The sequence below is a fragment of the Pseudomonas sp. IT-P176 genome (assembly GCF_949767245.1).
GTDB lineage: Bacteria > Pseudomonadota > Gammaproteobacteria > Pseudomonadales > Pseudomonadaceae > Aquipseudomonas.
In genome coordinates this window covers 1-23,727 of record NZ_CATKPN010000123.1, presented here as the reverse complement: position 1 = coordinate 23,727, position 23,727 = coordinate 1, and the positions used below count along the sequence as shown (strand labels likewise).

At 62.0% G+C, this 23,727-nt stretch carries 27 protein-coding genes; 9 read left to right on the top strand and 18 right to left on the bottom strand.

The annotated features are described in order from the left end of the window. Positions 1-312: 312 nt before the first annotated feature. Complete coding sequence (locus ACM6IP_RS26210; RefSeq protein ID WP_414862625.1) at positions 313-1,122, top strand: alpha/beta fold hydrolase; 810 nt, start codon at positions 313-315, stop codon at positions 1,120-1,122. A gap of 97 nt (positions 1,123-1,219) precedes the next feature. On the opposite strand, the gene dsbG is transcribed toward ACM6IP_RS26210, so the two are convergent. From dsbG to dsbD, 3 genes are read right to left on the bottom strand one after another with little or no spacing between them, the layout of a single operon-like run. Beyond that, on the bottom strand, positions 1,220-1,987 hold the full coding sequence (gene dsbG / locus ACM6IP_RS26205) for a thiol:disulfide interchange protein DsbG (RefSeq protein WP_159997231.1): 768 nt from the start codon (positions 1,985-1,987) through the stop codon (positions 1,220-1,222). Further along, positions 1,963-2,832 carry a TlpA family protein disulfide reductase gene (locus tag ACM6IP_RS26200; protein ID WP_095168212.1) on the bottom strand — a complete coding sequence of 290 codons (870 nt, stop codon included), beginning with the start codon at positions 2,830-2,832 and terminating at the stop codon, positions 1,963-1,965. Before ACM6IP_RS26200 ends, dsbG begins: the two co-directional genes overlap by 25 nt. Further along, complete coding sequence (dsbD, locus tag ACM6IP_RS26195) at positions 2,832-4,568, bottom strand: protein-disulfide reductase DsbD (RefSeq protein WP_414862624.1); 1,737 nt, start codon at positions 4,566-4,568, stop codon at positions 2,832-2,834. Before dsbD ends, ACM6IP_RS26200 begins: the two co-directional genes overlap by 1 nt. 153 nt (positions 4,569-4,721) lie before the next feature. On the opposite strand from dsbD, the gene ACM6IP_RS26190 reads away from it, so the two are divergent. Continuing rightward, entirely contained in the window at positions 4,722-5,402 is a 681-nt protein-coding gene (locus ACM6IP_RS26190; protein ID WP_095168216.1) for a response regulator, read from the top strand. Further along, entirely contained in the window at positions 5,402-6,721 is a 1,320-nt protein-coding gene (locus ACM6IP_RS26185; protein WP_095168217.1) for an ATP-binding protein, read from the top strand. The genes ACM6IP_RS26190 and ACM6IP_RS26185 overlap by 1 nt, the downstream gene beginning before the upstream one ends. A 96-nt stretch (positions 6,722-6,817) precedes the next feature. On the opposite strand, the gene ACM6IP_RS26180 is transcribed toward ACM6IP_RS26185, so the two are convergent. The 11 genes from ACM6IP_RS26180 to soxR all read right to left on the bottom strand — a co-directional run bounded on the left by ACM6IP_RS26180 (position 6,818) and on the right by soxR (position 15,381). Then, positions 6,818-7,645 carry a class I SAM-dependent methyltransferase gene (locus ACM6IP_RS26180; RefSeq protein ID WP_414862623.1) on the bottom strand — a complete coding sequence of 276 codons (828 nt, stop codon included), beginning with the start codon at positions 7,643-7,645 and terminating at the stop codon, positions 6,818-6,820. 124 nt (positions 7,646-7,769) lie between these two features. Beyond that, entirely contained in the window at positions 7,770-8,741 is a 972-nt protein-coding gene (locus ACM6IP_RS26175; RefSeq protein WP_320332757.1) for a metal ABC transporter solute-binding protein, Zn/Mn family, read from the bottom strand. Further along, positions 8,742-9,641 carry a metal ABC transporter permease gene (locus ACM6IP_RS26170; protein WP_095168223.1) on the bottom strand — a complete coding sequence of 300 codons (900 nt, stop codon included), beginning with the start codon at positions 9,639-9,641 and terminating at the stop codon, positions 8,742-8,744. Further along, on the bottom strand, positions 9,641-10,393 hold the full coding sequence (locus ACM6IP_RS26165) for a metal ABC transporter ATP-binding protein (protein ID WP_095168224.1): 753 nt from the start codon (positions 10,391-10,393) through the stop codon (positions 9,641-9,643). The genes ACM6IP_RS26170 and ACM6IP_RS26165 overlap by 1 nt, the downstream gene beginning before the upstream one ends. Beyond that, the gene (locus ACM6IP_RS26160) at positions 10,390-11,328 is read right to left on the bottom strand and encodes a metal ABC transporter substrate-binding protein (RefSeq protein WP_095168226.1); all 939 of its coding nucleotides are present in this window, start codon (positions 11,326-11,328) and stop codon (positions 10,390-10,392) included. The genes ACM6IP_RS26165 and ACM6IP_RS26160 overlap by 4 nt, the downstream gene beginning before the upstream one ends. Before the next feature lie 34 nt (positions 11,329-11,362). Next, positions 11,363-11,938 (bottom strand): DUF6162 family protein, encoded by a 576-nt coding sequence (locus ACM6IP_RS26155; protein WP_414862622.1) that lies wholly within the window; start codon positions 11,936-11,938, stop codon positions 11,363-11,365. Continuing rightward, positions 11,935-12,282: a hypothetical protein gene (locus ACM6IP_RS26150; RefSeq protein WP_256585454.1), complete on the bottom strand. Its 348-nt coding sequence runs from the start codon at positions 12,280-12,282 to the stop codon at positions 11,935-11,937. Before ACM6IP_RS26150 ends, ACM6IP_RS26155 begins: the two co-directional genes overlap by 4 nt. Continuing rightward, positions 12,279-12,821: a thiamine pyrophosphate-binding protein gene (locus ACM6IP_RS26145; RefSeq protein WP_095168230.1), complete on the bottom strand. Its 543-nt coding sequence runs from the start codon at positions 12,819-12,821 to the stop codon at positions 12,279-12,281. The genes ACM6IP_RS26150 and ACM6IP_RS26145 overlap by 4 nt, the downstream gene beginning before the upstream one ends. Next, positions 12,818-14,029, bottom strand: a complete 1,212-nt coding sequence (locus ACM6IP_RS26140) for a PepSY-associated TM helix domain-containing protein (protein ID WP_414862621.1) — start codon at positions 14,027-14,029, stop codon at positions 12,818-12,820. Before ACM6IP_RS26140 ends, ACM6IP_RS26145 begins: the two co-directional genes overlap by 4 nt. A 292-nt stretch (positions 14,030-14,321) precedes the next feature. Then, positions 14,322-14,780, bottom strand: a complete 459-nt coding sequence (locus tag ACM6IP_RS26135) for a VOC family protein (RefSeq protein ID WP_095168233.1) — start codon at positions 14,778-14,780, stop codon at positions 14,322-14,324. Positions 14,781-14,922: 142 nt separating this feature from the next. Continuing rightward, positions 14,923-15,381, bottom strand: coding sequence for a redox-sensitive transcriptional activator SoxR (gene soxR / locus ACM6IP_RS26130; RefSeq protein WP_095168235.1), 459 nt, complete (start codon positions 15,379-15,381; stop codon positions 14,923-14,925). 92 nt (positions 15,382-15,473) lie between these two features. Here soxR and ACM6IP_RS26125 point away from each other — a divergent pair, with 92 nt between their 5' ends. From ACM6IP_RS26125 to ACM6IP_RS26105, 5 genes are all read left to right on the top strand, one after another. Beyond that, on the top strand, positions 15,474-15,839 hold the full coding sequence (locus ACM6IP_RS26125) for an antibiotic biosynthesis monooxygenase (protein WP_095168236.1): 366 nt from the start codon (positions 15,474-15,476) through the stop codon (positions 15,837-15,839). A 117-nt stretch (positions 15,840-15,956) separates the two neighbouring features. Then, positions 15,957-16,226: a hypothetical protein gene (locus ACM6IP_RS26120; RefSeq protein WP_414862620.1), complete on the top strand. Its 270-nt coding sequence runs from the start codon at positions 15,957-15,959 to the stop codon at positions 16,224-16,226. A gap of 96 nt (positions 16,227-16,322) precedes the next feature. After that, positions 16,323-16,937 (top strand): LysE family translocator, encoded by a 615-nt coding sequence (locus ACM6IP_RS26115; protein WP_095168240.1) that lies wholly within the window; start codon positions 16,323-16,325, stop codon positions 16,935-16,937. Positions 16,938-17,141: 204 nt separating this feature from the next. Further along, positions 17,142-18,311 (top strand): cysteine desulfurase family protein, encoded by a 1,170-nt coding sequence (locus tag ACM6IP_RS26110; protein WP_414862619.1) that lies wholly within the window; start codon positions 17,142-17,144, stop codon positions 18,309-18,311. Between the two features lie 58 nt (positions 18,312-18,369). Continuing rightward, entirely contained in the window at positions 18,370-20,178 is a 1,809-nt protein-coding gene (locus ACM6IP_RS26105; RefSeq protein ID WP_095168244.1) for an aminopeptidase P family protein, read from the top strand. Between the two features lie 42 nt (positions 20,179-20,220). Here the strand turns inward: ACM6IP_RS26105 and ACM6IP_RS26100 are convergent, their stop codons facing one another. Together ACM6IP_RS26100 and ACM6IP_RS26095 are read right to left on the bottom strand one after the other, a co-directional pair. Further along, entirely contained in the window at positions 20,221-20,811 is a 591-nt protein-coding gene (locus ACM6IP_RS26100; RefSeq protein WP_414862618.1) for a 2-hydroxychromene-2-carboxylate isomerase, read from the bottom strand. Positions 20,812-20,847: 36 nt separating this feature from the next. Beyond that, positions 20,848-21,588: an SDR family oxidoreductase gene (locus ACM6IP_RS26095; RefSeq protein ID WP_414862617.1), complete on the bottom strand. Its 741-nt coding sequence runs from the start codon at positions 21,586-21,588 to the stop codon at positions 20,848-20,850. Positions 21,589-21,679: 91 nt separating this feature from the next. On the opposite strand from ACM6IP_RS26095, the gene ACM6IP_RS26090 reads away from it, so the two are divergent. Next, on the top strand, positions 21,680-22,240 hold the full coding sequence (locus tag ACM6IP_RS26090) for a TetR/AcrR family transcriptional regulator (RefSeq protein ID WP_414862616.1): 561 nt from the start codon (positions 21,680-21,682) through the stop codon (positions 22,238-22,240). 19 nt (positions 22,241-22,259) lie between these two features. On the opposite strand, the gene ACM6IP_RS26085 is transcribed toward ACM6IP_RS26090, so the two are convergent. Continuing rightward, positions 22,260-22,541 (bottom strand): hypothetical protein, encoded by a 282-nt coding sequence (locus ACM6IP_RS26085; RefSeq protein WP_095168251.1) that lies wholly within the window; start codon positions 22,539-22,541, stop codon positions 22,260-22,262. A gap of 165 nt (positions 22,542-22,706) precedes the next feature. Then, on the bottom strand, positions 22,707-23,594 hold the full coding sequence (gene rhtA, locus ACM6IP_RS26080) for a threonine/homoserine exporter RhtA (protein ID WP_414862615.1): 888 nt from the start codon (positions 23,592-23,594) through the stop codon (positions 22,707-22,709). Positions 23,595-23,727 lie beyond the last annotated feature (133 nt).

Sequence of the window (23,727 nt, the reverse complement as noted above, 5' to 3'; positions counted from 1 at the left end):
ATTTTTATTGGTGGAAGTCTTTGTGGGTGTTTTACAGTTTGTTAGTGTTGCTTTTCATCTTTGGAATGCAGTGAAGGATTAACTTGCGCTCGGTGTTTTAGACTAATTGTTAAAGCCGTCGAACCATTGGGGGAGATCATCGCGTGTAAGCCGGTTGTGAGTTTGAGATAGCCATTACTGCAGATCGCGGTCGTGGTTTCTGTTGTCGGGGGCTCTGTAATATCTACTGTTAAGGCTTGAATTGACGGAGGTACCCGGGCGGGACAGTCTTTGCGGGCATTTTTTCAACAGAGCCTACGCAGGAGATACAGGATGCCCTTCGTTACTATTGATGGTGAGCCCCTTTACTATGTTGATCAGGGCACAGGCCCTGCCGTGCTCCTGGCTGGAAGCTACTTGTGGGACCATGCCATGTGGGCGCCGCAGATTGCCGCGTTGTCCTCACACTATCGGGTGATTGCCCTGGATTTGTGGGGGCACGGGGAGTCCGGGACGCTGCCGCAGGGAACCGCTTCACTCAATGACCTGGCGCGCCAGGCACTGGCGTTACTCGATCACCTGGGCATTGAGCGTGTCGCACTGGTGGGTCTTTCAGTGGGCGGAATGTGGGGAGCGCGCCTGGCCCTGTCGCACCCGCAACGCATAAGCGCCCTGGTACTGATGGACACGTACCTGGGGGCTGAGCCCGAAGCCACTCGGCAATACTATTTCTTACTGCTCAAGCAGATTGAGGAGGCGGGTGCAATTACACCGCAGATCCTCGATGTCGTGGTGCCAATCTTCTTCCGGCCGGGAATCGACCCGCAATCAGCGTTGTATCGACAGTTGCGCGACTCATTGGCCGCGCTGCCAGCCGAACGGCTGCGCAGGAGCATCGTGCCGCTGGGGCGTATCACCTTCGGTCGCGAAGACATGCTGGCGCGCCTGAATCAATTGAGCCCGGATACGACGCTGTTGATGTGCGGGGAGCAGGACACGCCAAGGCCGCCTTCAGAAACCATGGAAATGGCCGAGTTGATCGGTTGCCCTTACCAACTGGTGCCCGAGGCGGGGCACATCTGCAATCTGGAAAACCCACAATTCGTCACCGAGGCGTTGTTGGCATTCCTGGCCAATCGTTGACGGTCCTACGTTGAAGATAATCCAGGCTCATTGCTGGCAAGCGGAGCTTGCCAGCGAAAAGGCTGCCGAGTCTTGCAATGTCGTTGAGAGCGGTGGGTTATTTCGGCCCGAGTATCGCGGCCAGTTTTGCCGGCGACGGCGCGCCTTGTTGCTGTTGCAGTTCGCCCTTGGCGTCCAGGTAGAAAATCGCCGGGGTGGCGGACAGTTCGAGTTCGTCCATCAACTGCAAGTTGGCGTCGAGCTTGGCCTGCACGTCTGCCGGGATGGTTTTCAGCGCCTTGAGGGTGCTTTGTTTGCCGGCCTTCTCGTGGGCGTCCAAGGCCTTGCTTGGGTCTTTGCTGGCCAGCAGGGCGGCGGATTTGCCCGGGCTGTCTTCACGGATGATGCCGACCATGATGTGTCGCAACTGCACCTTGCCGGACTTCACCCAAGGCCGTGCCTGCTCCCAGAACAGCGTGCAGTAAGGGCAGTTGGGATCGCTGAACAGGTACACCACGCGCGGTGCATCCTGGTTGCCGTCCTGAATCCAGTGGCTGGTCTCGAACTTGGCCCATACCTCCTTGGCCATCGGTGCATACACCAGTTTTTGCAGCGGCTCGGCGCTCAGGTCCTTGCCTTCGGCGTCATACAAATTGCCCAGCAATACGTGTTTGCCATCGGGTGTCAGGTACAAGGCCATGCCGCGGTTCTGGTATTGCGCGGCATACCCGCGCAGGCCGTCGGGCGCATCGAAGCTGCCAATGATTTTTGCACCCTTGGCTTCCATCTGTTTGATCGCGGCGGGCAGTTCTTCGGCCTGCACCGACGGCAGGTGCAACAGGGCAGCGCCCAGGGTCAGCGTCAGCAGGTGGCGGAGGCGGGGCATGGCAGTTTCCTTACAGAGGTGGCGGGTGCTGTGGCAGGGGTGGAGGGCTCGAAGGCTTCCAGGGCGTGGGCCAGGCTCGCATTGGACAGTTCGCCCAGGTGGCTGCTCAGCAGGCGTCCGTCCGGGCTATAGAACAGCGTGGTCGGCAGGGCCATCGAACCCACGGCCTGGCCCAGGCGGCCGCCGCGGTCGAACAGCATGTTGCTCAGGCTCAGGCCTTGGGTCTCGAGAAAGGTAGCGACGCTTTGCATGCTTTCGCCCTGGTTGACGAACAGGAACGTCAGGTCGGGGCGTTGTTGCTGGGCGTTTTCCAGCACCGGCATTTCCCGGCGGCAGGGTGGGCACCAGGTGGCCCACAGATTGATTACCAGTGGGCCGCCCTGGTAGTCGGTCAGTTGCAGGGTTTCCCCGGCGGCGTTGCGCAGGGTGATATCCGGCAGGCGCGTGCCTTGTTCGTAGATGCTCAGCGACAGGCTTGCCAGCAGCCAGAACGCCAGGCCGCTGGCGACGCCGAAACCCATCGGGCGTCGGAGCCCGGGTCGCCGCCAGCCGCGATACAAGGCGGCCAGCAACAGCACGATCACCCCCGGCCAGGCGAGGAAGCCGCCGTCGCGCAGGTCGATGATCTGCCAGGGATCGTTGCGGTAGTGGGGCCAGTACCACGCGACAAAAGCCAGGCGCGCCGCCAGCATGCCGAGCATGAACAGGCCGAACAGCACCGACTCGGGGTTATCTCCGCCACGCTTGGCCACCCGCCAGCCGACAAAGGTCGCCAGTGCCAGGGCACTGATCAGCAGCAGGTGATTGAGGGCGATGGCGAAGGTACCGAGGGTGAAGGTCAGCATCAGCGCGCGTCCCGGGTAATGTCCCAGCGCTGCAGGAAACCGGCGGCATCGACCTCGCCGGTAATGCGCTGGCTGCGACGCTCGACACCGTCGGCACCGATCCACAACAGGCTGGGTGGCCCCGGAACCTTGTAGCGAGCGAGCAGTTCGCGGCTGGCAGGGTTGTCGGCGGTCACGTCCAGGCGCAGCAGACGCACTTCCTTGAGGGCCTCCATGACCTGGGGTTTGCCGAATACCTGTTTCTCCATGATCTTGCAGGACACGCACCAGTCGGCATAGTAGTCCAGCAGCACCCATTGGCCCTGGGCGCGGGCATCGTCGAGCTGGCGTTGCAACTCGGCGGGCTCCTTGACGGTGATGAAGGCATCGTGGGCGGTCGGCGCAGCGATCGCGCTGGAGCTCGGCGCGCGATACACCTGCAACGGATTGAACAGGTCGTCGCTGCCACCGGCGGCCCCGATCAGCAGCAGGCTACCCCACAACCCGGACAACAGGGCCAGGCCCCCGAACAGGTGGGTGGCGCGACCAAAACCTTCGGTCTGGCGCCAGGCGCTGTAGGCGATGACCAGCAACAGTCCACCCCACAACCCGACCCACAGCACCGGGTCCAGCACTGGGCGCACCATCACCAGCGCGGTACCCAGGAACAGGAAGCCGAAAACCCCCTTGAGCAGGTTCATCCAGGCGCCGGGCTTGGGCAGGAATCGATTGCCAACGGTCACCAGCAGCAGCAGCGGCAAACCGATGCCCAGGCCCATGCTGAACAGGATCAGCCCGCCGTGCAGGGCATTGCCGCTCTGGGCGATGTACAGCAGGGCGCCGGCCAGCGGTGCGGTCATGCACGGCCCCACGAGCAAGCCGGACAGCGCACCGAGGATGCCCGCGCCGACCAGGCTGCCGCCACCTTGCTTGCGACTGGCATTCTCCAGGCGATCACGCAGGGCGGCCGGCAGTTGCAGTTCGAAGAAGCCGAACATTGGCAACGACAGCAGCACGAAGATCACGGCAAAACTGCCGAGCAGCCAGGCGTTCTGCAACAGGGCCTGTAAATTGGCCCCCAGCAGGGCGGCCAGGACCCCCAGCGCGGCATACACCAGCGCCATGCTCACCACGTAGCTGCCGGCCAGGGCAAAGCCGCGCTTGGCGCTGGCTCCGCTGCCAACCACCAGGCCGGCGAGAATCGGCAGCATTGGCAACGAGCAAGGGGCGAAGGCCAGGAGCAGGCCCAGGCCGAAGAACACCAGCAGGCTCCAACCCAGGGCGTGTTGTTGCAGGCCGCTGGCCAGGGCCTGGTCCGGCGCCTCACTGGCGTTGGCTTGCGCCGCGCCGCCACCGAGGTCGACCACCTGGGTCTGTGGTGGGTAACACAGGCCGGCATCGGCACAGCCCTGGAAGCCGACCTTGATCTGACCGGTGGCGCCGGCCGGGATCTTCAGTTCCAGTCCTTGGCGGTAGACCTGCTGGTCGCCAAAGAACTCGTCGCTGTGGGCCTCGCCCTCAGGCAATGCCGGCTTGTGGGCCTCGGCCAGGCCGTTGAAGCTCATGCGCTTCTGGTACAGGTAGTAACCGTCGGCTATCTGCCAGAACAGTTGGGTTTCGCCCGACTCAAGACGCTCGGAGGTAAAAACGAAGGCTTTGCCGACGGGCAGGAAATCGGGTTTGGTCTCGAACGGGTTCGACGCGGCCTGGGCCAGGCTGGCAAAAAAAACCAGGAACAGTAAAAACAGACGACGCATGAGCAAGCCTTATACCGGTGCAATTTGGATGCACCATGAGGGGTGACGATTAACCGATGATTAACCGCGTTATCCTTGTGGCAACGGCGGGCGGTGCATAATGTCCGCTTAATCCGTCGCCTTCTTAATCAACATTTTTCTACAGGTCTCACCATGCATGTACTTGTCTGTGAAGATGATGAGCTGATTGCCAGCGGCATTGTAGCCGGCCTGACCGCTCAGGGCCTGACCGTCGAGCATGTGGCCACGGCATCTGCGGCCCGGGCCATGCTCAAGGTTGCCGAGTTCGATGTGATGGTGCTCGACCTTGGGTTGCCGGACGAAGACGGCCTGAAACTGCTGCAGCAGTTGCGCCACCAGGGCCTGGAGATTCCGGTGCTGATCCTGACTGCCCGGGACTCGGTCACCGACCGCGTCGACGGCCTGCAAGCCGGTGCCGATGACTACCTGCTCAAACCCTTCGACCTGCGCGAACTGGCCGCGCGCTTGCACACCCTGCTGCGCCGGGTTGCGGGGCGCAGCGTCAACCTGATCGAGCATGGCGCCCTGAGCTATGACCCCAGCAGCCGGGAAACCCTGTTGGCCGGCCAGCCGGTGGACCTCTCGCGTCGCGAGCAAGCGCTGTTGCAAGCGCTGCTACATAACCGCGGCCGGGTGCTGTCGACCGAGCAACTGAAGGACAGCGTGTACGGTTTCAACGACGAGTTGGAGAGCAACGCGCTGAACGTACATATCCACCATTTGCGCAGCAAACTCGGCAAAGGCATCGTTGAAACCGTGCGCGGCCTGGGCTATCGCCTGGGGCCGGCGGATGGGGCAGGGCCAAGCAAGTGATGAGTCTGCGCCTGCGCCTGAGCCTGACCCTCGGCGCCGCATTTGCACTGATCTGGGCCCTGGCCGCGGCCTGGATGCTCAGTGACCTGCGCAACCAGATGATGTTTTCCCTCGACCAGCGTCTGGTGGCGTCGGCGCGCATGGTAGCCGGGTTGCTGGAGCAGTTGCCGAGCCTGCCGAGCAAGGGCGAGGGCACCCATTTCAGCGCCGAACAACTGAACGTGCCTGGGGGTATGGCCTGCCAGGTCAGCTCGTTGCGCGGCGAAATTCTGGCCCGCAGCCACAATCATCCCGAACAGGCGCTGGAAGCCGAGAAGATGGGCTTCCACGACCAGATGATCGACGGCGCTCCGTGGCGCAGCTTCACCCTGGCTCGGGGCGATGTGCGGATCACCACGGCGGATCGGCAGATCGAGCGCGAGGCCCTGAACATGTCGATTCTGCTGGCGGCCTCGGTGCCGGTGGCGGTGGCGCTGCTCGGCTGCCTGTGCCTGTTGTGGCTGGGGATCGGCCAGGGCCTGGCACCGCTCAACCGTCTGCGCGAAGCCTTGATGCGGCGCAATGCCGACTCGCTGGAACCCTTGCAATTGCAGGCATTTCCCAGTGAATTGAAGCCGTTGCTGGAAACCCAGAACCAACTGTTCCAGCGTATCGGCAAGGCCATCGAACGCGAACGGCGCCTGACCGGCGATGCCGCCCATGAGCTGCGCAGTCCACTGACGGCGATCAAGACCCATCTGCAAGTGGCGCGCATGACCGAGGGCGCGGCCCGCGACCAATCCCTGGCTCGTGCGGAGGAGGGTGCCGATCGTCTGCATCGGACCCTCGAGCAGTTGTTGCTGTTGGCACGGGTCGAGGGCAGCCTGTCGTTCGACGACGGCGTGCAGTGCAATGCCGAGCAGGTCGCCCGCCTGGCCATCCAGGACGCGTCCAGCGGTGATCGCCGGCGGATCCAGTTGCATGTGCCGCCGGGTTGTTCCCAGGCACCGCTGCAGATGCCCGCGGTATTGGCGATTGCCGCCTTGCGTAACCTGCTGGACAACGCGCTGCGGCATACACCCGATGACGGACCGGTGGAGCTGAGCCTGGAAACCACTGCTAATCGAGTGCGCTTCCAGGTCCGCGACCATGGTCCGGGAATCGCCGACGATGACCTGCAGCACCTGACCCAGCGCTTCTGGCGCAACGGCGGGAGCACCGGTTGTGGCCTGGGGTTGGCGATTGTCCAGGCAATTGTCCAGCGCTGCGAATGTGTCCTGCACTTCGACAGCCGTCCTGATGGCTTGCGCGTCGAGCTGACCATGCCGCTCCAGGCCTGACCCCAGGCCCGTAGGAGCAAGGCGTGCCCGCGAAGCAATTGATGCCCCCCGAGCCCGTTGATTCTTCGGTTCAACGGGCTTTTTCGTGTTTGCGCTTCAGGCGCCGTGCTTGATGGCCTGCAAGGTGTAACTCAGCGGCAGGCGCCAAGGTGCCTGCTTGAGGTGGTATTCACCTTGTTCATCGCGGCTCATCTGCCCTGGCAGGGCGTCCCAGGGGATACTCTGATGCTCGACCAATCCGCTAATGGCCAGTCCGTGGTTCAGCAGTGCGCTGATGATCTCCCCCAGGCCGTGGTTCCACTCATGGGTCAGTGTGGCCTTGAGTGAAACGTCGGTATCGACGTAGGTGCTGTCGTCATCCCACACCAGCGGAGTCTCGCGCTCGAAGTAGGGTTGTTCGATGGACAACAGGTCCGCACGGCTTTCATTCAGTGACCAGAGCACTGGATGCCCTTCGCGAATGAACAGCCGGCCACCGGGCTTGAGCAAGCCACTGACCGTGCGCGCCCAGGCGTCGATGCTCGGCAGCCAGCACAATGCGCCGATGCCGGTGTAGACCAGATCGAAGGAGGCCGCGGGCAATACGGAGCAGGCGTTGTAGACATCCGCTTCGACATAGTCGATCCGTGTGTTACAGCGCAGGGCCAGGGAGCGCGCCTGGACCAGGGCCGCGGGGGAAAAATCCAGTCCGCTCATCTGCGCGCCCAGACGGGCCAGCGACAGGGTATCGGTGCCGATGTGGCACTGCAGGTGCACCCCGCGCAGCCCGCGGATGTTGCCCAGCAATGGCAGGTCGAAGCGCACCACCTGCGACAGATGATCTGCGGCCTCGACGAAGGCCTGGGTCGCGTAGTCCCTGGAGGCCGCATGGAGCGGGGCGCGCTCGTCCCAGTTGGCCTTGTTCAGCGAGATATAGTCACTCATGGTGAAGACCCCATCCTGGTCGGTCCTGATTATGTGCGGGGCAGACTAGCACCGGCAGGGACGGGGTTTCTTGAGGGATTTTGTAAGCGCGGGCACCGGGGCCCGCGCAATCAGGCGGGGCGCTTCAGGACTTCTGCAGCAGGGCGTTGAGTACTTGTTCGATGTTGCCGGACAGTTCGGCCACCGGGTCCACCCCCTCGGTACTCAGGACCAGCAGTTGGCTGCCAGCGGCAGTTATGGCGGCCTGCAGGGCGGCCGACGGCTGGCGATGATGCAGCACCAGTGCCACGTCGTTGTCCTTGAGCGTGGTACTCAGTTGTTGCAGGGCGTCGGCCGTCCACTCGTTATCGGCGCGGGCATCGACACCTACCGGCTCCAGATTGAGGCCACTGATCAGGTAAGCGAAGTGATCGCTGAGGCTGAACACGCTGAGGTTGTCTGCCTCGGCCAGTTTCGCTTCGCTGTCGGCGCTGAGCTTGAGCAGGCGCTGCTTGAGCGCAGCCAGGTTGGCCTCGATCTGCGGTTTGGCTTCTGGCACCAGGCGCACCAGGTCGGCGGCGATTACGTCAGCCATGCGCCCCATGTTGTTGGTGGCCATCCACGGTTGGCTGTTCAACCCGTCGCTGGTGCCCGGCTGGAGCGCCACGCCAGGCAGCGCGCCATCGACCGGGCGCGCCGCGTCGATTTCAATGATGCGGATATTGCTGCGTCGGGCGTTGGGGTACAGCGGGTCATCCGCCCAGATCGAGCGCAGGCCGATCACAGCATCGGCGTCCATGGACAATTTGTGCAGCGCGGGTGCGCCGCGACCGGTGAAGTAGGCGGCCTGGCGCGAGCCGGGGAGGTTGGCCGCAGCCGCCCGTTCCAGGATGATCTCGCTGCCTTCGACTAGGCTGTTGGCCAGTCCATAGGTGATGGGTAGCGAGGCCAGCACCCGCACTTTGTGGGCCGAGGTGGCCGCATGCAGCACGGTGTTGCCGACGCCGTTATTGGCCACCAGGCGCATCGGTTCGAAGCGGTCGGTGGCGAAGGTGTTGCTGGTGGCCAGGCCGCACAGGGCGATGGCCAAAGTCAGCTGACGCATGGAGAAAGCCATTTATCCAATATTCCCTTTGAGGCTGGGCACCACACCGCGCGCAATGGCGGCGAGGGCGAAGGCGATACCGGCCACCAGAATGATTGCCGCACCGGACGGAATCGGCAGGTCGAAGACAATCGGCGCGAGAATCCCGCACAGGGTGCTGATGGTGGCGATGAGCACCGAGCACCAGAAAAAGCCCTTGAGCGATTGGCTCAACAGGCGCGCCGCAGCGGCTGGAATAACCAGCAGGGCGCCCACCAGAATCGCGCCGATGACTTTTACTGCCGCCACGGTGATCAGCGTCACCAGGATCACGAACAGGTAGTCGAGAGTCTTCACCGCCACCCCGCGAACGGCTGCTAGTTGTGGGTTGAAGCTGGCCAGCATGATGCGGTTGTACAGCGGCAGGCTCAAGCCCATCACCAGCGTGCCGACGATGGCCAGCACCAGCAGGTCGTTACCGTTGACCGTCAGCACCGAACCGAACAGCACGTTCTCCAGAATGTGCACGTTGATCTTGCCGGCGAGAATCAGCAGCAGGCTCGCGCCCATGGCCAGCGACACTGAGAGAAACACCCCGATCAGGGTGTCCGGCGCCAGGCCGGTGCGGTTGCGCAGGTAGTTGAGCAGTATGCCGAACAACAGGCAGTAGCCGAACAGGCTGCCATAGGGGCCAGTGTAGGGTTCGCCGAGCAGGATGCCGATGGCCACGCCGGTCAGCGCCGCATGGCCGACGGCTTCGGAGAAAAACGCAAAGCGCTTGACCACCACCAGGGTGCCCAGGCCGCCCAGTACCGGGCCGATCAACAGGCCCGCGAGCAGGGCGTTGACCACAAACCCGTAGGCCAGCGCTTCGGGCAGATAGCCGGAAGACGCCCAGCCCTGGATCATCAAACGAAAGGCTTCGTAACTCATCACGCAGCGCTCCCGCTCGTCCGTGGGTGGGTGGAAAACAGGCTCAGCAAACGCTCCGGGGTCAGGGCCTGTTTGGGTGTGGCATCGAATAGCACCCGGCGATTGAGGCCGGTGACGCGGTCGGCCAGGCGGCCGACGGCTTCCAGGTCGTGCTCGATCCACAGCACGCTGATCCCGGATTGACGCCAGTCTCCCAGCAAACGTTCGAACACCTGGATACCGGCTTCATCGAGGGCCGACATCGGCTCATCGAGCACCAGCAACTGGGGCGCCGGGATCAAGCCCTGCGCCAGCAGAACGCGCTGGCGTTCACCGCCGGACAGCGCGCCCATGCGGCGCTTGCGCTTGTCCTGCATGCCAACCCGTTCCAGGGCTTCGCCGATGGCCACACTGTAGTGCCGGCTGATGCCGAGAAACGCCGGACGCCGCTGGCACATCGCGGCCATGAAATCGTCGACGGTCATCGGCAACCCGCGGTCGAACTCCAGGGCCTGTGGCACATAACCGATGGTCCCGGGCTCACCCGGCCATTGCAGGCTCAAGCGGCCCTGGTGGGGCATTTGCCCAAGCAGCGTCTTGATCAGAGAACTCTTGCCACCGCCGTTGGGGCCAACCAGGGCGTGCACGTTGCCGGGTTGGACCTGGAAGCTGACCTGGTCGAGGATGGTCGTGCGGCCAAGGGTCAGGCTGACGTCGGCGAACTCGATGGCGGGTCCGGCCAGTGGCGTGGTGAGGGTTTGCTGGATGGTCATGCCCCGGCCTCCTGGATCGCCCGGACCACGGTGTCGAGGTTGCCGGTCATTTCCTTTTCATATTTCTCGGCGCTGTATTCACCGTAGGAAATGTGCGACAGCGGGTAGAGTTTTACCCCCGACTCACGCTGGATGGTGTCGACATAGGCGGAGGGGAAATCCATCTCCGAGAAGATCACCTTGACGTCCAGTTCGCGCAGTTGGTCGATGGTTTTTTTCAGTTGGCTCGGGCTCGGCTCAATCCCGTGGGCCGGCTCGACCACGGCGGTCACTTCCAGGCCGAATTCGCGCAGCAGGTAGTCGTAGGCCGCGTGGACCGTGGCCACCCGCAGGTCGGCATTGGGCGCCTTGGTCAGCTTGGCCAGGGCGTCGGCCCGCATCTGCCGCAGGCGTTTGCCGTAGGCGCGGGCGTTCTGGGTGTAGGTCTTGGCGTTGGCGGGGTCAAGCTTGCCCAGCTCCCGGGCAATGTTGTTGACCTGGGCGATGGAGGCGCTGATGGACAGGAAAGTGTGCGGGTTCACCACCTTGCCTGCGCCCCGCGCGGCAATCCCGGTGGCCGCCAGCAGCGGCACGTTTTCGTTGGCCTCGATCACCTTGACGTTGGGGGTTTCGCTGGCGGCGATCATGCGGTCGGCGAAGTCGTCGTGGCCGACTCCGTTGAGCACGATTACGTCCAGGCCGGCGATGCGCTTGATGTCTTCGGCACGAGGCTCATAGGCATGGGGATTGAAGCCGGCCGGAATCAACGGCACTACTTCGGCCTTGTCGCCGACGATATTGGCCACGTAGCTGTAGTACGGATGCAAGGTGATGCCGATGCGCAGGCGCTTGGCCTCTTCGGCGCTGGCCAGGGGCATGACCACCAGGGCCAGCAGGCCTGCCAGTAGCAGGCGTGCACGGTACAGAAAACGATGGTGCGCAGATGAACTAGGCATGAGCAAACGGTCTTCTCTGGGGTAAATACGCAAATCAGTGACGATGCTGGCGAGTGACACCGGCGTCGAATTGGGCGATGACCTGCTGCCAGCCTGCGCTGATCAGCGCGGCGTCGGCCAGATCGGCAGGGGCCTGGAGGCTGGCGCTGCGGTTGAGCCAGATATCCGGTTCGGTGTTGCCGTGCGCATTCAGGCGCATCAGGAAGGAACCGGCGACACTTGGTGCCTGGCTCTGCCCGAAGTACGCGCCACTGCCCAGCAACTGCCAGGCGTGAGCGCCACGGCTGACGGAGCTGGCGTCTTGGGCGAAAGGCGCAAAACCCTCGTCGGCCAGGACTTGCGGGGTCGGCAGGGCTTGCTGCTCTTCACGCAGCAGGTGGATTTCATCGAGGGTCACCCGCAGGTCGGCATAAATGCCTTGCTCCGAGGCGCCGAGATCGCGCCGCGCATCCAGTTGATGGGTCTGCACGCTGCTGACCACCTCGGGCTCGCCACGCCAGAGCACCACGGAGCCGGCAACCGCGAGAATCGCCAGGCACAGCAACAGTACGTAGAGGGTTTCATGGCCGGCACCGGCCGGGCGGACGAGCTGTGTGGTGGGCGTACTCATGGGGCCTCGATATCCGCTTGGTCGATCTCGACCACGTGGCCTGGGCCGGCGTCGAACAAGACATAGAACTCGGATCCGGGCTTCTTGAAGGTCAGGGTCGAGTCGGCGCCGAGTTTGCCCGGCACCAGGATGGTTTCGTCATAGCCGATCACATCCAGGGTCACGCCAGGAGCGCCACTGCCATCGGAGAAGCCGCCGGTGCACTGGATCTGCTCGGCGTCGATGGCCTTGCATTCGCACATCGGGTTGTGGGCCAGCGCCTGGGCACTGAAGCCCGCGCCGAGGGCCAGGGCCAGCGCACTGCCAAGCAGGCGCAAAGGGGTCAAGCTGCGGGCAACGGTCATGGTTTGCCTCCTTGTTTGTTCAGCCAGGCGATAGTGGCCGGGGATGCTTGGGCAAGCGGCACGGCCGCCTGATGCATGCTGCCGTCCCAGCCTTCCATGGTGATCCAGATTTCGGCGTCGGTTTTGCTCTTCTCGGGGATCGGCAAGGTCGCGCCCATGCGATAGGGGGCGCCGAAGAAAATCACCCCGGCGGCGCGCAGGCTGCGGGGTTTGCCAATGCGCAGGTAAGTCGCCTTGACCTGGCCGATGCAGGATTGGCACAGCGCCGCGTTAAAGCTCTTCATGTAGCCGGCCGGGCCTGACAGTTGCGGCTCCTGATTGCGCAGTTCGGCCAGGCGCAGGCTCCAGGGGCCGACCTGGATTTCACCGACTTCCCGCTCACCCAGGCCGCTGTCGCCGCGAAACAGCGCGACGTCGGCGAAGTACTTGGGCATGAACCCCAGTGGAATCAGGAGCAGCAGGATGTTGATGTGAAAGCGCCATTTACGCCAGAACACGCTCAGGCGCGAAGGAGGGACTGCGGTGATGGCCTTGCTCACAGGTTACCCTCCGGCGAGTTGTCGTTGATGGCTGCCACTGGCTGTTCGACCTTGGCCGGGCGGGGCGTCTTGTTGCTGCGCTTCAGCGCGTGGGCGGTGGCCAGGGCGGTGCGTTTGGTCCAGATCAGCAAGCCGCTGAGCACCATCATGCTGAGGACCAGGCCGAAGAAGAACCAGATCAGTTTTATCCACAGGCCGCCGAAGTCGCCGGTGTGCAACGGGCGCATGGATTCGGTGACGAACTCCAGGCCGGTGCGGTCCGAGAGCAGCCGCGAGGCATCGATGTCGCCGTTGTAGGGGTTGATCGTGGCGGTCTGGAACATCAGCGGATACCAGCCACGGCCACCGATGTTGAGGTGGCTGTAGGCGTTGCTCGGCAGGCTGACGAAGCTCACTTCCAAACCGGGGATTTTCTCCTGGGCGATCAGGATAGCGTTGTCCAGGTCGAGCATTTTCGGCGGGGAGCCATCAGCCGACAGGGGCACGCTTTCGCGGGCGACCACCGGGACCACCGGCTCGCTGGAGATGGAAATTTGGTTGTCGAACAACAGGGCTTGGATCAAGAACCAGATGCCGGTGATGGAAATCACCGCGATGAACCAGATCGACCAGATGCCGCTCAGGCGATGGAAGTCGCCCCAGAAGATCCGCGCTCCGTGGTTGAACCGCAGGGTGGGCTTGAAGAAGCCCTTCCAGAACTTCTTGTACACCACAAGGCCAGTGATCAAAGACACCAGCAGTGGAATGCCGAGGAACGACACCAGGTACCAGCCCCAGCTGAAACCGTTGGTAAAGGGCACCAGCCACCAGCCATGCAGTGCACGGGTAAAGGCCTGGAAGTTGAAGTCCGGGCTGATCCCTTGAATCACGCCACTGTAGGGGTTCACATAGACCTCGACCGAGCGTCCGTCCGGGTAGCTCACCTGGGCTGACAGGGCGAAGTGCGATTCATCCGGGCGGCTGATGGATTCGACGATAGTGAGTGGTTCGGCCTGCTTGATTGCGGCAATGACCTGGTCATAGCTCAACAGTTCGGCGTCGTCGGATGGTTGGCCGGCACGGATGTCCGGATTGGCCAGCCAGACGATCTCCTGGCTGACTACCGCCAGGGTGCCGGTGACGCAGACGATCAGTACAAAGAACCAGATGGGCAATGCCAGCCAGCTGTGCACCAGAAACCACAGTTTGGAACGGGACTTCTTCGACATGAATGAGGGTCTTGATTCGATGAGAGGAGCGGTGTGGATGCACCGTGATTCCCGAAAAAGCCGGCCGTAGCTTTTGCCTACGCGACCTGCTGCATCTATTTAAGACGAATGAGAATCAAAAATCCCGAAAAACAATATGAAAGCAAATGTTTCCAAGACGCATTCATGGCTGCAGGCGCCGCAATGGTTGGCCCGGGCTTGCCAGCAAAAACAATCGCCAGCGCCCGGAAAACAAGCACTCAGGCTGAAGATTGTGGTTCGCGGGCAAGCCAGTTCCTATAGGGGCTGGGGATTATTGCTGATTGAACATGTCCTTGGCGCGCTGTTCGATCTGCTCCTGAGTCAGGTCTTCCTTGCGGGTGGCCAGAAACCATAAATGGCCGTAGGGGTCTTTCAGGGTGCCCGAACGGTCGCCGTAGAACTGGTCCTTGACCTCGGACACCACGATGCCACCGGCGTTGATTGCCTGGGCGTAGCTTTGATCCACATCCTGGACATACAGATGCAGGCCGACTGAGGGCGAGGTGTCGGGATTGCTCAAGGGGCCTTGGTCGCACGGCGTGCCAAGCATGATCGGGCAGTCACCGATACGCAGTTCGGCATGGCCGATGCTGCCGTCGGGCATCGACAGGCGCATGACCTCAGTGGCGCCAAAGGCTTTTTTGTAGAACTCGATGGCTTCGGCAGCTTTGTGGATTCCCAGGTAAGGCGTGATGCTGTGATAACCCTCCGGGATGGGTTTAACGCTCATGACGGTTCTCCAGGGTGGGTGGGGGATGGCGCACTGTTTCTCGCCGATTTGCGGTCGAGTAACTATAGGCCAGCCCTGATGTCGCCACGGATCGGCCGACGGGTTGCTGCATGGCCAGCAAGTGGCTATCAATCAGGGGCTATCAATGACCCGGTACCAGCAACTGCGCGCCGGCGCCTTGCTCACCCAGCACATCCCCGTAGTTGCGCAGCGGGCAGGCCTCCATCGACAAGCAACCGCAACCGATACAGCCATTGAGTTTGTCGCGCAGCAGGCTCAGTTGACGGATCCGTTCATCAAGGTCATTGCTCCATTTTTCCGACAGCAGTTTCCAGTCTGCCGCCGTCGGCGCGCGATGGTCAGGCAGGGACTTGAGGGCCGCGCCGATTTCCGCCAGGGGAATGCCCAGGCGTTGGGCCACTTTGATCAACGCCACCCGGCGCAGCACTTCCCGTGGGTAACGACGCTGGTTGCCCGGGTTGCGGTTGCTGTGGATCAGCCCCTTGGACTCATAGAAGTGCAGGGCGGTAACCGCCACGCCACTGCGCTGCGCCAGTTGCCCGACACTCAACTCTTTGTGCAGGTGTTCCTTGCTGATCATTTCAATTGCCACTTGACCTTGACTTAACTAGAGGTTTTATCCTGCCAACCTTCAATTCGCAAGATGCGACTTACGTGCCAGGGGGAATCCTCATGCAATCGATAGAGAACAATCGCAGTTTTACCCAACTGATCGAATTCGAGATCGAGCCCCATCAACAACATGGTCTGGTATCGGCGTTATCCGCCCAGACCGAGCGACTGGCCCAGCACCACAGCGGCTTTCTCAGCGCCAGTGTGCAGGCCAGCGATGACGGACGGCGAGTGCTCAATTACCTGCAGTGGCAAACCCGTGAGGCAGGTGAGGCGGCGTTTCGCAGTTTCGAAAGCGGTGAGCAGGATTTCTGGCAGTTGATCCGCACCCATCAGGCCAAGGGTGTGACCTTCGGCTCGTTCCAGGTTCTGCGCAGCATTGAGCGCAGCCCGGACAATGCCTTGCAATGCAGCCTGGTGGGCTAGGACGCGCTAACGCGCAAAAAACTCGATAAGGACTATCGAGCGCGATGATTTTTCTCGAGAAAGGCTGGGGCGTAGCCTGTGTCCATTGCTTCAGGACAGCTCTCAGGAATCGCCCCCATGAATCATTTACCCAGCGCCACATTGTTGTTGATCGTCTCGCTGCTTGCCGGTTGCGCCACTCACCCGGCCCCGGAACTGCGGCCTTATTCGGCGGAGGAAAGCCGCGAACTGGCATTGGAAGCGCTGAGTCGTCGTGGCTTGTCGTTTGATGAATACCAGGCGAAAAAGGCCCAGTTGCTACCCCAGCCAAGCAAAGCCGGCGGATTTGACCCGCAGGCCGAGATGAACGCCGAGCGCTCCCCACAACTGCACGGCCGGGCGAGTTGAGCGACTGTACTGCTTGAAGTTTTTGCTAACTGTGCGTGCCCGCCGTGTGGACGCTGCGATAGGGTCGAGTCCTGACTGACCTGATGGAATCGCACCATGACCCTCTCCCTGGATGTACTGCTCGGCTTTGCTCTGTTTGCCCTGGTGACTTCGATCACGCCCGGGCCGAACAACACCATGTTGCTGGCCTCCGGGGTCAATTTCGGCTTTAACCGTACCATCCCGCACATGCTGGGGATTACCTGCGGCTTTTTTGTCCTGGTGCTGGCCGTGGGGTTTGGCCTGGGAGCGGTATTTCAAACCTATCCGCTGCTTTATAACGTGCTGCGTTTTGTCGGCGCAGCCTACTTGCTGTACCTGGCGTGGAAGATTGCCCACGCAGGGCCGGTCTCGGACAGCGAAGAGGGGCGCGGCCAGCCCATCAGCTACCTGGGCGCGGCGGCCTTCCAGTGGGTCAATCCCAAGGCCTGGATCATGGCAATTGGTGCCATCAGTACCTATACACCGCTGCAGGGCTACTTCACCAATGTGATTGTGATCGCGGCCGTGTTTGCCCTGATCAACCTGCCCAGCGTCGGTGTCTGGGTGGTCTGTGGCTCGCTGTTGCGCAATGTCCTGCGGGACCGGCGCTGGCTGCGCCTGTTCAACTGGGGCATGGCATTGTTGCTGGTGGCTTCGCTGTACCCCATGTTGCAGCAGAGCTTTGGCTGACTGGTGCTTCAACCCGGTGGCAGATGCCTGTTAAGCTCAACTTCAGGAGCGTTCCTACGCACTTTTAATGAAGTTGTCCTTCTTTAACTGCATCCGATCAGGTATTGCTGGAACTCCTGCCGTCATGCGCCATCGCAAGCGGGCACCGCGCAGTGAGTGCATCCGCCGCACCTGATCCCGGAACCTGCTCTGCGAGCCTTTTTTATGAATACACGTCCTTTATATTTTGATTACGCCGCCACCACGCCGGTGGATGAGCGGGTCATCCAGGTGATGGTCGATTGTCTGGGGTTCAACGGCAACTTCGGTAACCCCGCCTCCAGCTCCCATGCCTTTGGCCAGCAGGCCCGCTGTTCGGTCGAACTGGCGCGTCAGCAAGTCGCCGACCTGGTGGGTGCGCAGGCATCCCAGATCGTCTGGACCTCCGGTGCCACTGAATCCAACAACCTGGCCCTCAAGGGGGTGACCCAGGCCCGCCAACAGCCGGACGGGCACATCATCACCAGCCAGATTGAACACAAGGCGATCCTCGATACGGCCAGACAATTGCAGGATGCCGGGGTCGATGTGACTTATCTGCTGCCCAACGCCGATGGCCTGATCACCGCGCAAGCGGTCAGCGCGGCGCTGCGCGAAGACACCTTCCTGGTGTCGCTGATGCTGGTCAACAACGAGTTGGGCACCGTCAACGACATCCCGGCCATCGGCCAGCGCGTGCGCGAACACGGGGCCTTGTTCCACGTCGATGCCGCCCAGGGCGCGGGCAAGGTGACGATTGACCTTGCGCGGTGGCCGGTCGACCTGATGTCGTTTTCCGCCCACAAGATCTACGGCCCCAAGGGCATCGGCGCGCTCTACGTCGGCCCGCGGGCCGAGCAGCGCCTGCAGGCGCAGATCCATGGTGGCGGACACGAAGGCGGCTTACGCTCCGGCACCCTGGCGACTCATCAGATCGCGGGCATGGGCGCTGCCTTTGCATTGGCGGCCGAACACTTTGCCGAGGAGGCCGGGATCATCTCGCGGTTGCGCGAGCGCTTGCTGGAGCAACTCGGAGGCATCGCGGGCCTGCGGCTCAATGGCAGTCCGAGCCAGCGTATTCCCCACACCCTGAGCCTGACCTTCCACGAAGGCGAGTTCAATGCCCAGGCGTTGAGCGCTTCGATAGCGTTCTCCGCGACCTCGGCCTGCAATTCCGCTAGCAACGCTCCCTCCCATGTGCTCCTGGCCCTGGGCCACGATGCCCGGGCGGCGGGGCGCACGATTCGCTTGAGCCTTGGGCGCTTCACCCGTGAGCAGGATATCGATCAGGCCGCCCAGTTGATCAAGGCGGCAACCGCCAGTGCACCGGCGTTCTGGGCGACCGCCCAACCCTGATGCGCCGACCATAAGTCAGCGCCCTATAACAATATTGAAGTGGTTAGCAGGAGACATGATGAGTACGCAGCCTTTGACCCAGGGAACGGTCCCCCAGCGCCTGGCGCGCACCCGCGAGCTGATGAGCCGGGAGGGTATTCACGCGTTGCTGGTGCCGTCGGCCGATCCCCATCTGTCCGAGTACCTGCCGGGTTACTGGCAAGGGCGGCAGTGGCTGTCGGGCTTTCATGGATCGGTCGGGACACTGATCGTCACCCAGGACTTTGCCGGCATCTGGGCCGACAGCCGTTACTGGGAACAGGCGGGCAAGGAACTCAAGGGCAGCGGTATCGAGTTGGTGAAACTGCAACCGGGCCAGCCGGGGCCTCTGGAGTGGCTGGCCGAGCAAACGCCGGAAGGCTGCGTGGTAGCGGTGGATGGCGCGGTTATGGCCGTTGCCTCGGCGCGTACCCTGGGTAGCAAGCTGGAAGAGCGCGGGGCACGCCTGCGCACCGATCTCGACCTGTTGAGCGAAGTCTGGAGCGATCGCCCGAGCTTGCCGGACCAACCGATTTATCAGCACTTGCCACCCCAGGCGACCGTCAGCCGTGGCGACAAGCTCGCTACCTTGCGCGAAACCCTGCTCGCCCGCGGTGCCGATTGGCACTTCATCGCCACCCTCGACGACATTGCCTGGCTGTTCAACCTGCGTGGCGCCGATGTGTCGTTCAACCCGGTATTCGTGTCCTTTGCGCTGATCAGCCAGCAGCAGGCAACCTTGTTTGTGGCCTTGAGCAAAGTCGATGCGCCACTGCGGGCGATCCTCGAGCAGGACGGCGTGACGCTGCGCGATTACAGCGAAGTGGCTGCGGCCTTGGCGGCCATTCCGGGTGGCAGCAGCCTGCAGATCGACCCGGCGCGGGTCACAGCCGGCCTGCTGGGCAACCTGCACAGCGGCGTGAAGCTGGTGGAGGGTTTGAACCCGACCACCCTGGCCAAGTCGCAGAAAAGCCTGGCCGATGCCGAGCACATTCGTCAGGCCATGGAGCAGGACGGCGCTGCCCTCTGCGAGTTCTTCACCTGGCTCGACAGCGCGCTGGGGCGCGAGCGTATTACCGAGCTGACCATTGACGAACACCTGACCGCGGCTCGGACCCGACGCCCGGGTTATGTCTCGCTGAGCTTCAACACCATTGCCGCCTACAACGCCAACGGTGCCATGCCGCACTATCACGCGACCGAAGAAGAGCATGCGGTGATTGAAGGCGACGGCCTGCTGCTGATCGATTCCGGTGGCCAGTATCTGGGCGGCACCACCGACATTACTCGGATGGTCCCGGTCGGCACGCCGACTGCCGAGCAGAAACGCGACTGCACCCGAGTCCTCAAGGGCGTGATCGCCTTGTCCCGTGCGCAGTTTCCGCGGGGCATTCTCTCGCCGCTGCTCGACGCCATTGCGCGGGCGCCGATCTGGGCCGAAAGCGTGGATTACGGTCATGGCACCGGGCATGGCGTCGGGTACTTCCTCAATGTGCACGAAGGCCCGCAGGTGATTGCCTATCAGGCGGCGGCCGCGCCACAGACCGCGATGCAGCCGGGGATGATTACCTCCATCGAGCCTGGCACTTATCGTCCGGGACGCTGGGGGGTACGTATCGAGAACCTGGTGTTGAACCGCGAGGCGGGCAGCAGCGAATTTGGTCAATTCCTCAGGTTCGAAACCCTGACCCTGTGTCCGATCGACACCCGCTGCCTGGAAACCTCCTTGCTGACCGAGGATGAGCGCGAGTGGTTCAACGGCTATCACGCCGAAGTGCGCCGGCGCCTGAGCCCGTTGCTCGAAGGGCCAGCGCTTGAGTGGTTGCTCACGCGCACTGCTGCCATTTGACTACAGAGTGCGCCTCAGCCCTTGCGGCTGCGGCGCGCTGCGTCAGCTCAATGCTTCGCGGACAAAGTCCAGGCGGTCCTGACCGAAGAACAACTGGTCACCGACAAACAGGCTCGGCGCGCCAAATACTCCCCGCGCAATCGCTTGCTCGGTCTTGTCCTTGAGCGCGGCCTTGACCTCATCGTCGACGGTCAACGCCAGTACCTCCTGCGGGTCGAAGCCGTGCTCGGTGAGGACTGTGGCAACGGTCGCCGGGTCGTTGAGGTTGCGCCCATCGACCCAGAGCGCCCGAAACAGGCAGTCGATAAAGTCGAGGAAACGTTCGGGATGGTGCACCTGCATGCCGGTGACAGCGCGCATCAGCAACAGGGTGTTGATCGGGAAATGCGGATTGAGCGAAAACTCGACGCCGTAGCGTCTGGCGTAGCGATCCAGGTCCAGGAACATGTAGCGCCCCTTGGCTGCAATGGTTGCGGGTGACGCGTTGCCAGTCGCCTTGAATACCCCGCCGAGCAACATCGGTTGGTAAATCAGTTGGCTGCCGGTCTGTTCACAGATGCCTGGCAGTTGGGTGTAGGCCAGGTAAGTGGCCGGGCTGCCCAGGTCAAAGAAAAACTCCACGCACTTGCTCATGTTCGATGCACTCTGACTATTGTTGGGAGGCAGTGCTTACCAGCGTTCGCTCCAGGGTCGCAGGTCCAGCTCGAAGGTCCACGCATCGCGCGGCTGGTTGTGCAGGAACCAGTAGTTCTCGGCAATGTGCTCAGGGTTGAGAATTCCGTCTTCGGCCTTGAGTGCGTATTTTTCCGGGAAGCTGTCGCGAATAAAGTCGGTATCGATGGCGCCATCGACCACCACGTGCGCGACGTGGATGTTCAGCGGCCCCAGCTCCCGGGCCATGCTTTGTGCCAGGGCACGGATACCATGCTTGGCCCCGGCGAATGCAGCAAAACCTGCGGCGCCGCGCAGGCCGGCAGTGGCCCCGGTAAACAGAATCGTGCCGCGTTGGCGGGTGACCATGCGCTTGGCCACTTCGCGGGCATTGAGAAACCCCGAGAAACAGGCCATCTCCCAGATCTTGAAATATTTGCGCGCGGTTTCTTCGAGGATGCTGCAGGGGACATTGGCGCCGATGTTGAAGACCAGCGCTTCAATGGGGCCGATCTGACTCTCGATCTGCTCGACCAGCGCAATGACTTCCTCTTCCTTGCGCGCATCACAGGCAAAGCCGTGGGCTTGGCCGCCATTGGCATTGATCGCGTCAACCAGCGGCTGCAGCTTATCGGCGCTGCGCCGAGTGACGCAGGCGATAAATCCTTCTTCGGCAAAACGTTTGGCAATGGCTCCGCCAGTGGCGTCGCCGGCACCGACAACCAGCACGACTTTGTTGTTATGGGTAGCTGTGGTCATAGTCATCGCTCTTTGGTAAACGGTCGTTAACTAAACGAACGTTATGCTACGATCAGCGCGACGTCAAGACGATGCAATTTTGGGAGCAGCGATGCGTTACTCAGCCAGTCACAAGCTGGAAACCCGGCAGAAACTGCTGGAAAGCAGCTCGGTGTCCGCCAAGCAGGAGGGGTTTGCCACCGTGGGAGTGGATGGCTTGATGAAAGCCATTGGTCTCAGTGGCGGTGCGTTCTACAGTCACTTCTCGTCGAAAGACGAGCTCTTTGCCTCAATCGTCGAGCGTGAATTACGCCAGAGTCTTGAGCGCTTGAGTGGCGACGGTGAATTAAGTCGCGTCAGGCTGGAGCGTTGCCTCAAGCACTACTTGAGCATGGCCCATGTCGAACAGCCAGGCGCCGGGTGCGCACTGCCAGCATTGGGCGCCGAAATTGCCCGTGCCGACACTGCGGTGCGCCAGCAGGCCGAGCACTGGATCTGCCGGTTGCACGAGAACTGGGCAGCCATTCTGCAGAGTGACAGCCTGGCGTGGGCGATTCTGTCGCAATGTGTCGGGGCATTGGTGGTGGCGCGAATGCTGGTGAGCCCGCAGATCCAGAGCAGCGTGTTGTCCTCGAGCTACGAAGAGATCACACGCCAGATAGGCGCTCGCTGAACCGCGAGCGCCGATGCTGTTACTTGCAGATGATAATCATGCTGCGGCTGGTATAGCCGGCAGGGTTGAGGCCGAAGGGATAGTCCCCCGAGTCTTCAACGCTGTCCCCGGACTTGGCGACGACTCTGTAGCCCTTTGGTCCACACGCCTTGACGGCGGTCGCCGTGCATTGGTCCCACGAAGAGGAAAGGCCGGAGCAATTGATATGCAGGCCTTTCTTCCCGCGCTTGACTTCGGTTTTAGAGGTTGCGGCGCATCCTGCGATGGCAAGTACTGCTATAAATACCAAAAATCGTTTCATTCCTTTCCCTATTGCGGTCTCGGGTCTGGCAACCGAGCCTGACAGCCTACGCTTTTGCTTTACGGGGTGTAAGTTCTCTATCCGAACTGTCCATGTCAAATGCCGGATAGCGACTAAACATGGCCTAATTGAAAGAGAAATGCCAGACCTTTGTAGGAATGTTTCTCAATCAGTCGCCACCATAGGTTTGGCTTCACGGCCCATGGTCAAAGTAGCACCCACCGAAGCCAGGATGATGCAACTGATGGCCATCCACTGGGCCACTGACAGGTACTCATTGAGGAACAGCAGGCCGGACATGGCTGCAATGGCAGGCTCAACGCTCATCAGGGTGCCAAAGGTGCGCGCTGGCATTCGGGTCAGGGCGATCATTTCCAGGGTGTAGGGCAGGGCCGTGGACAATACTGCGACGCCCAGTGCGACGGGAATCAGCGATGGCGTGAATAAGGCAGTGCCGGCGTGGGCAACACCGAAGGGTGTGACGAAGATAGCGGCGATCATCACGCCCAGGGCGGCTGTCTGCACGCCATTGTCGGCGCCGGCTTTCTGCCCGAAGAGAATGTACAGCGCCCAGCAGACGCCCGCTGCCAGTGCATAACCGGCCCCCATGAGGTCAATGCTCGCGCTGGCCGCATCAGTGGGGACCAGCAGTAGCAAGCCGACGATGGCCAGGCCAATCCACAGGAAGTCGATGGCCTTGCGTGACGCGTAGATTGCTACGGCCAGGGGGCCGGTGAACTCCAGTGCCACGGCAATGCCCAGTGGAACGGTTTGCAGCGACATATAGAAGAGCAGGTTCATGCCACCCAACGCCACGCCGTAGACCGCTATGGTCTGCAGTGAGCGGGCGGTAAGCTTGGCCTTCCAGGGGCGCAACAGGAGGATCATGATCACGCTGGCGAAAATCAGGCGCAGGGTTGTGGTGCCTTGAGCGCCGACCACCGGGAACATGCTCTTGGCCAGGGAGGCGCCGGACTGAATCGACGCCATGGCTATTAATAGCAGGCCAACCGGGAACAGGGTCGAGGTCAGGCTGCGGGATTGCTCATTCATTGCGGGGCGTCTTCCAGGGTAAAAGTCAGGTATGTGTTGCATCATGCGTAACTAAGATCAGTTGAGCAATATACTGCGCATTTTTTATCTCGGTTGTGGGGTTACCTGCCGATTTTCCGTGGAGTGCAGGCTT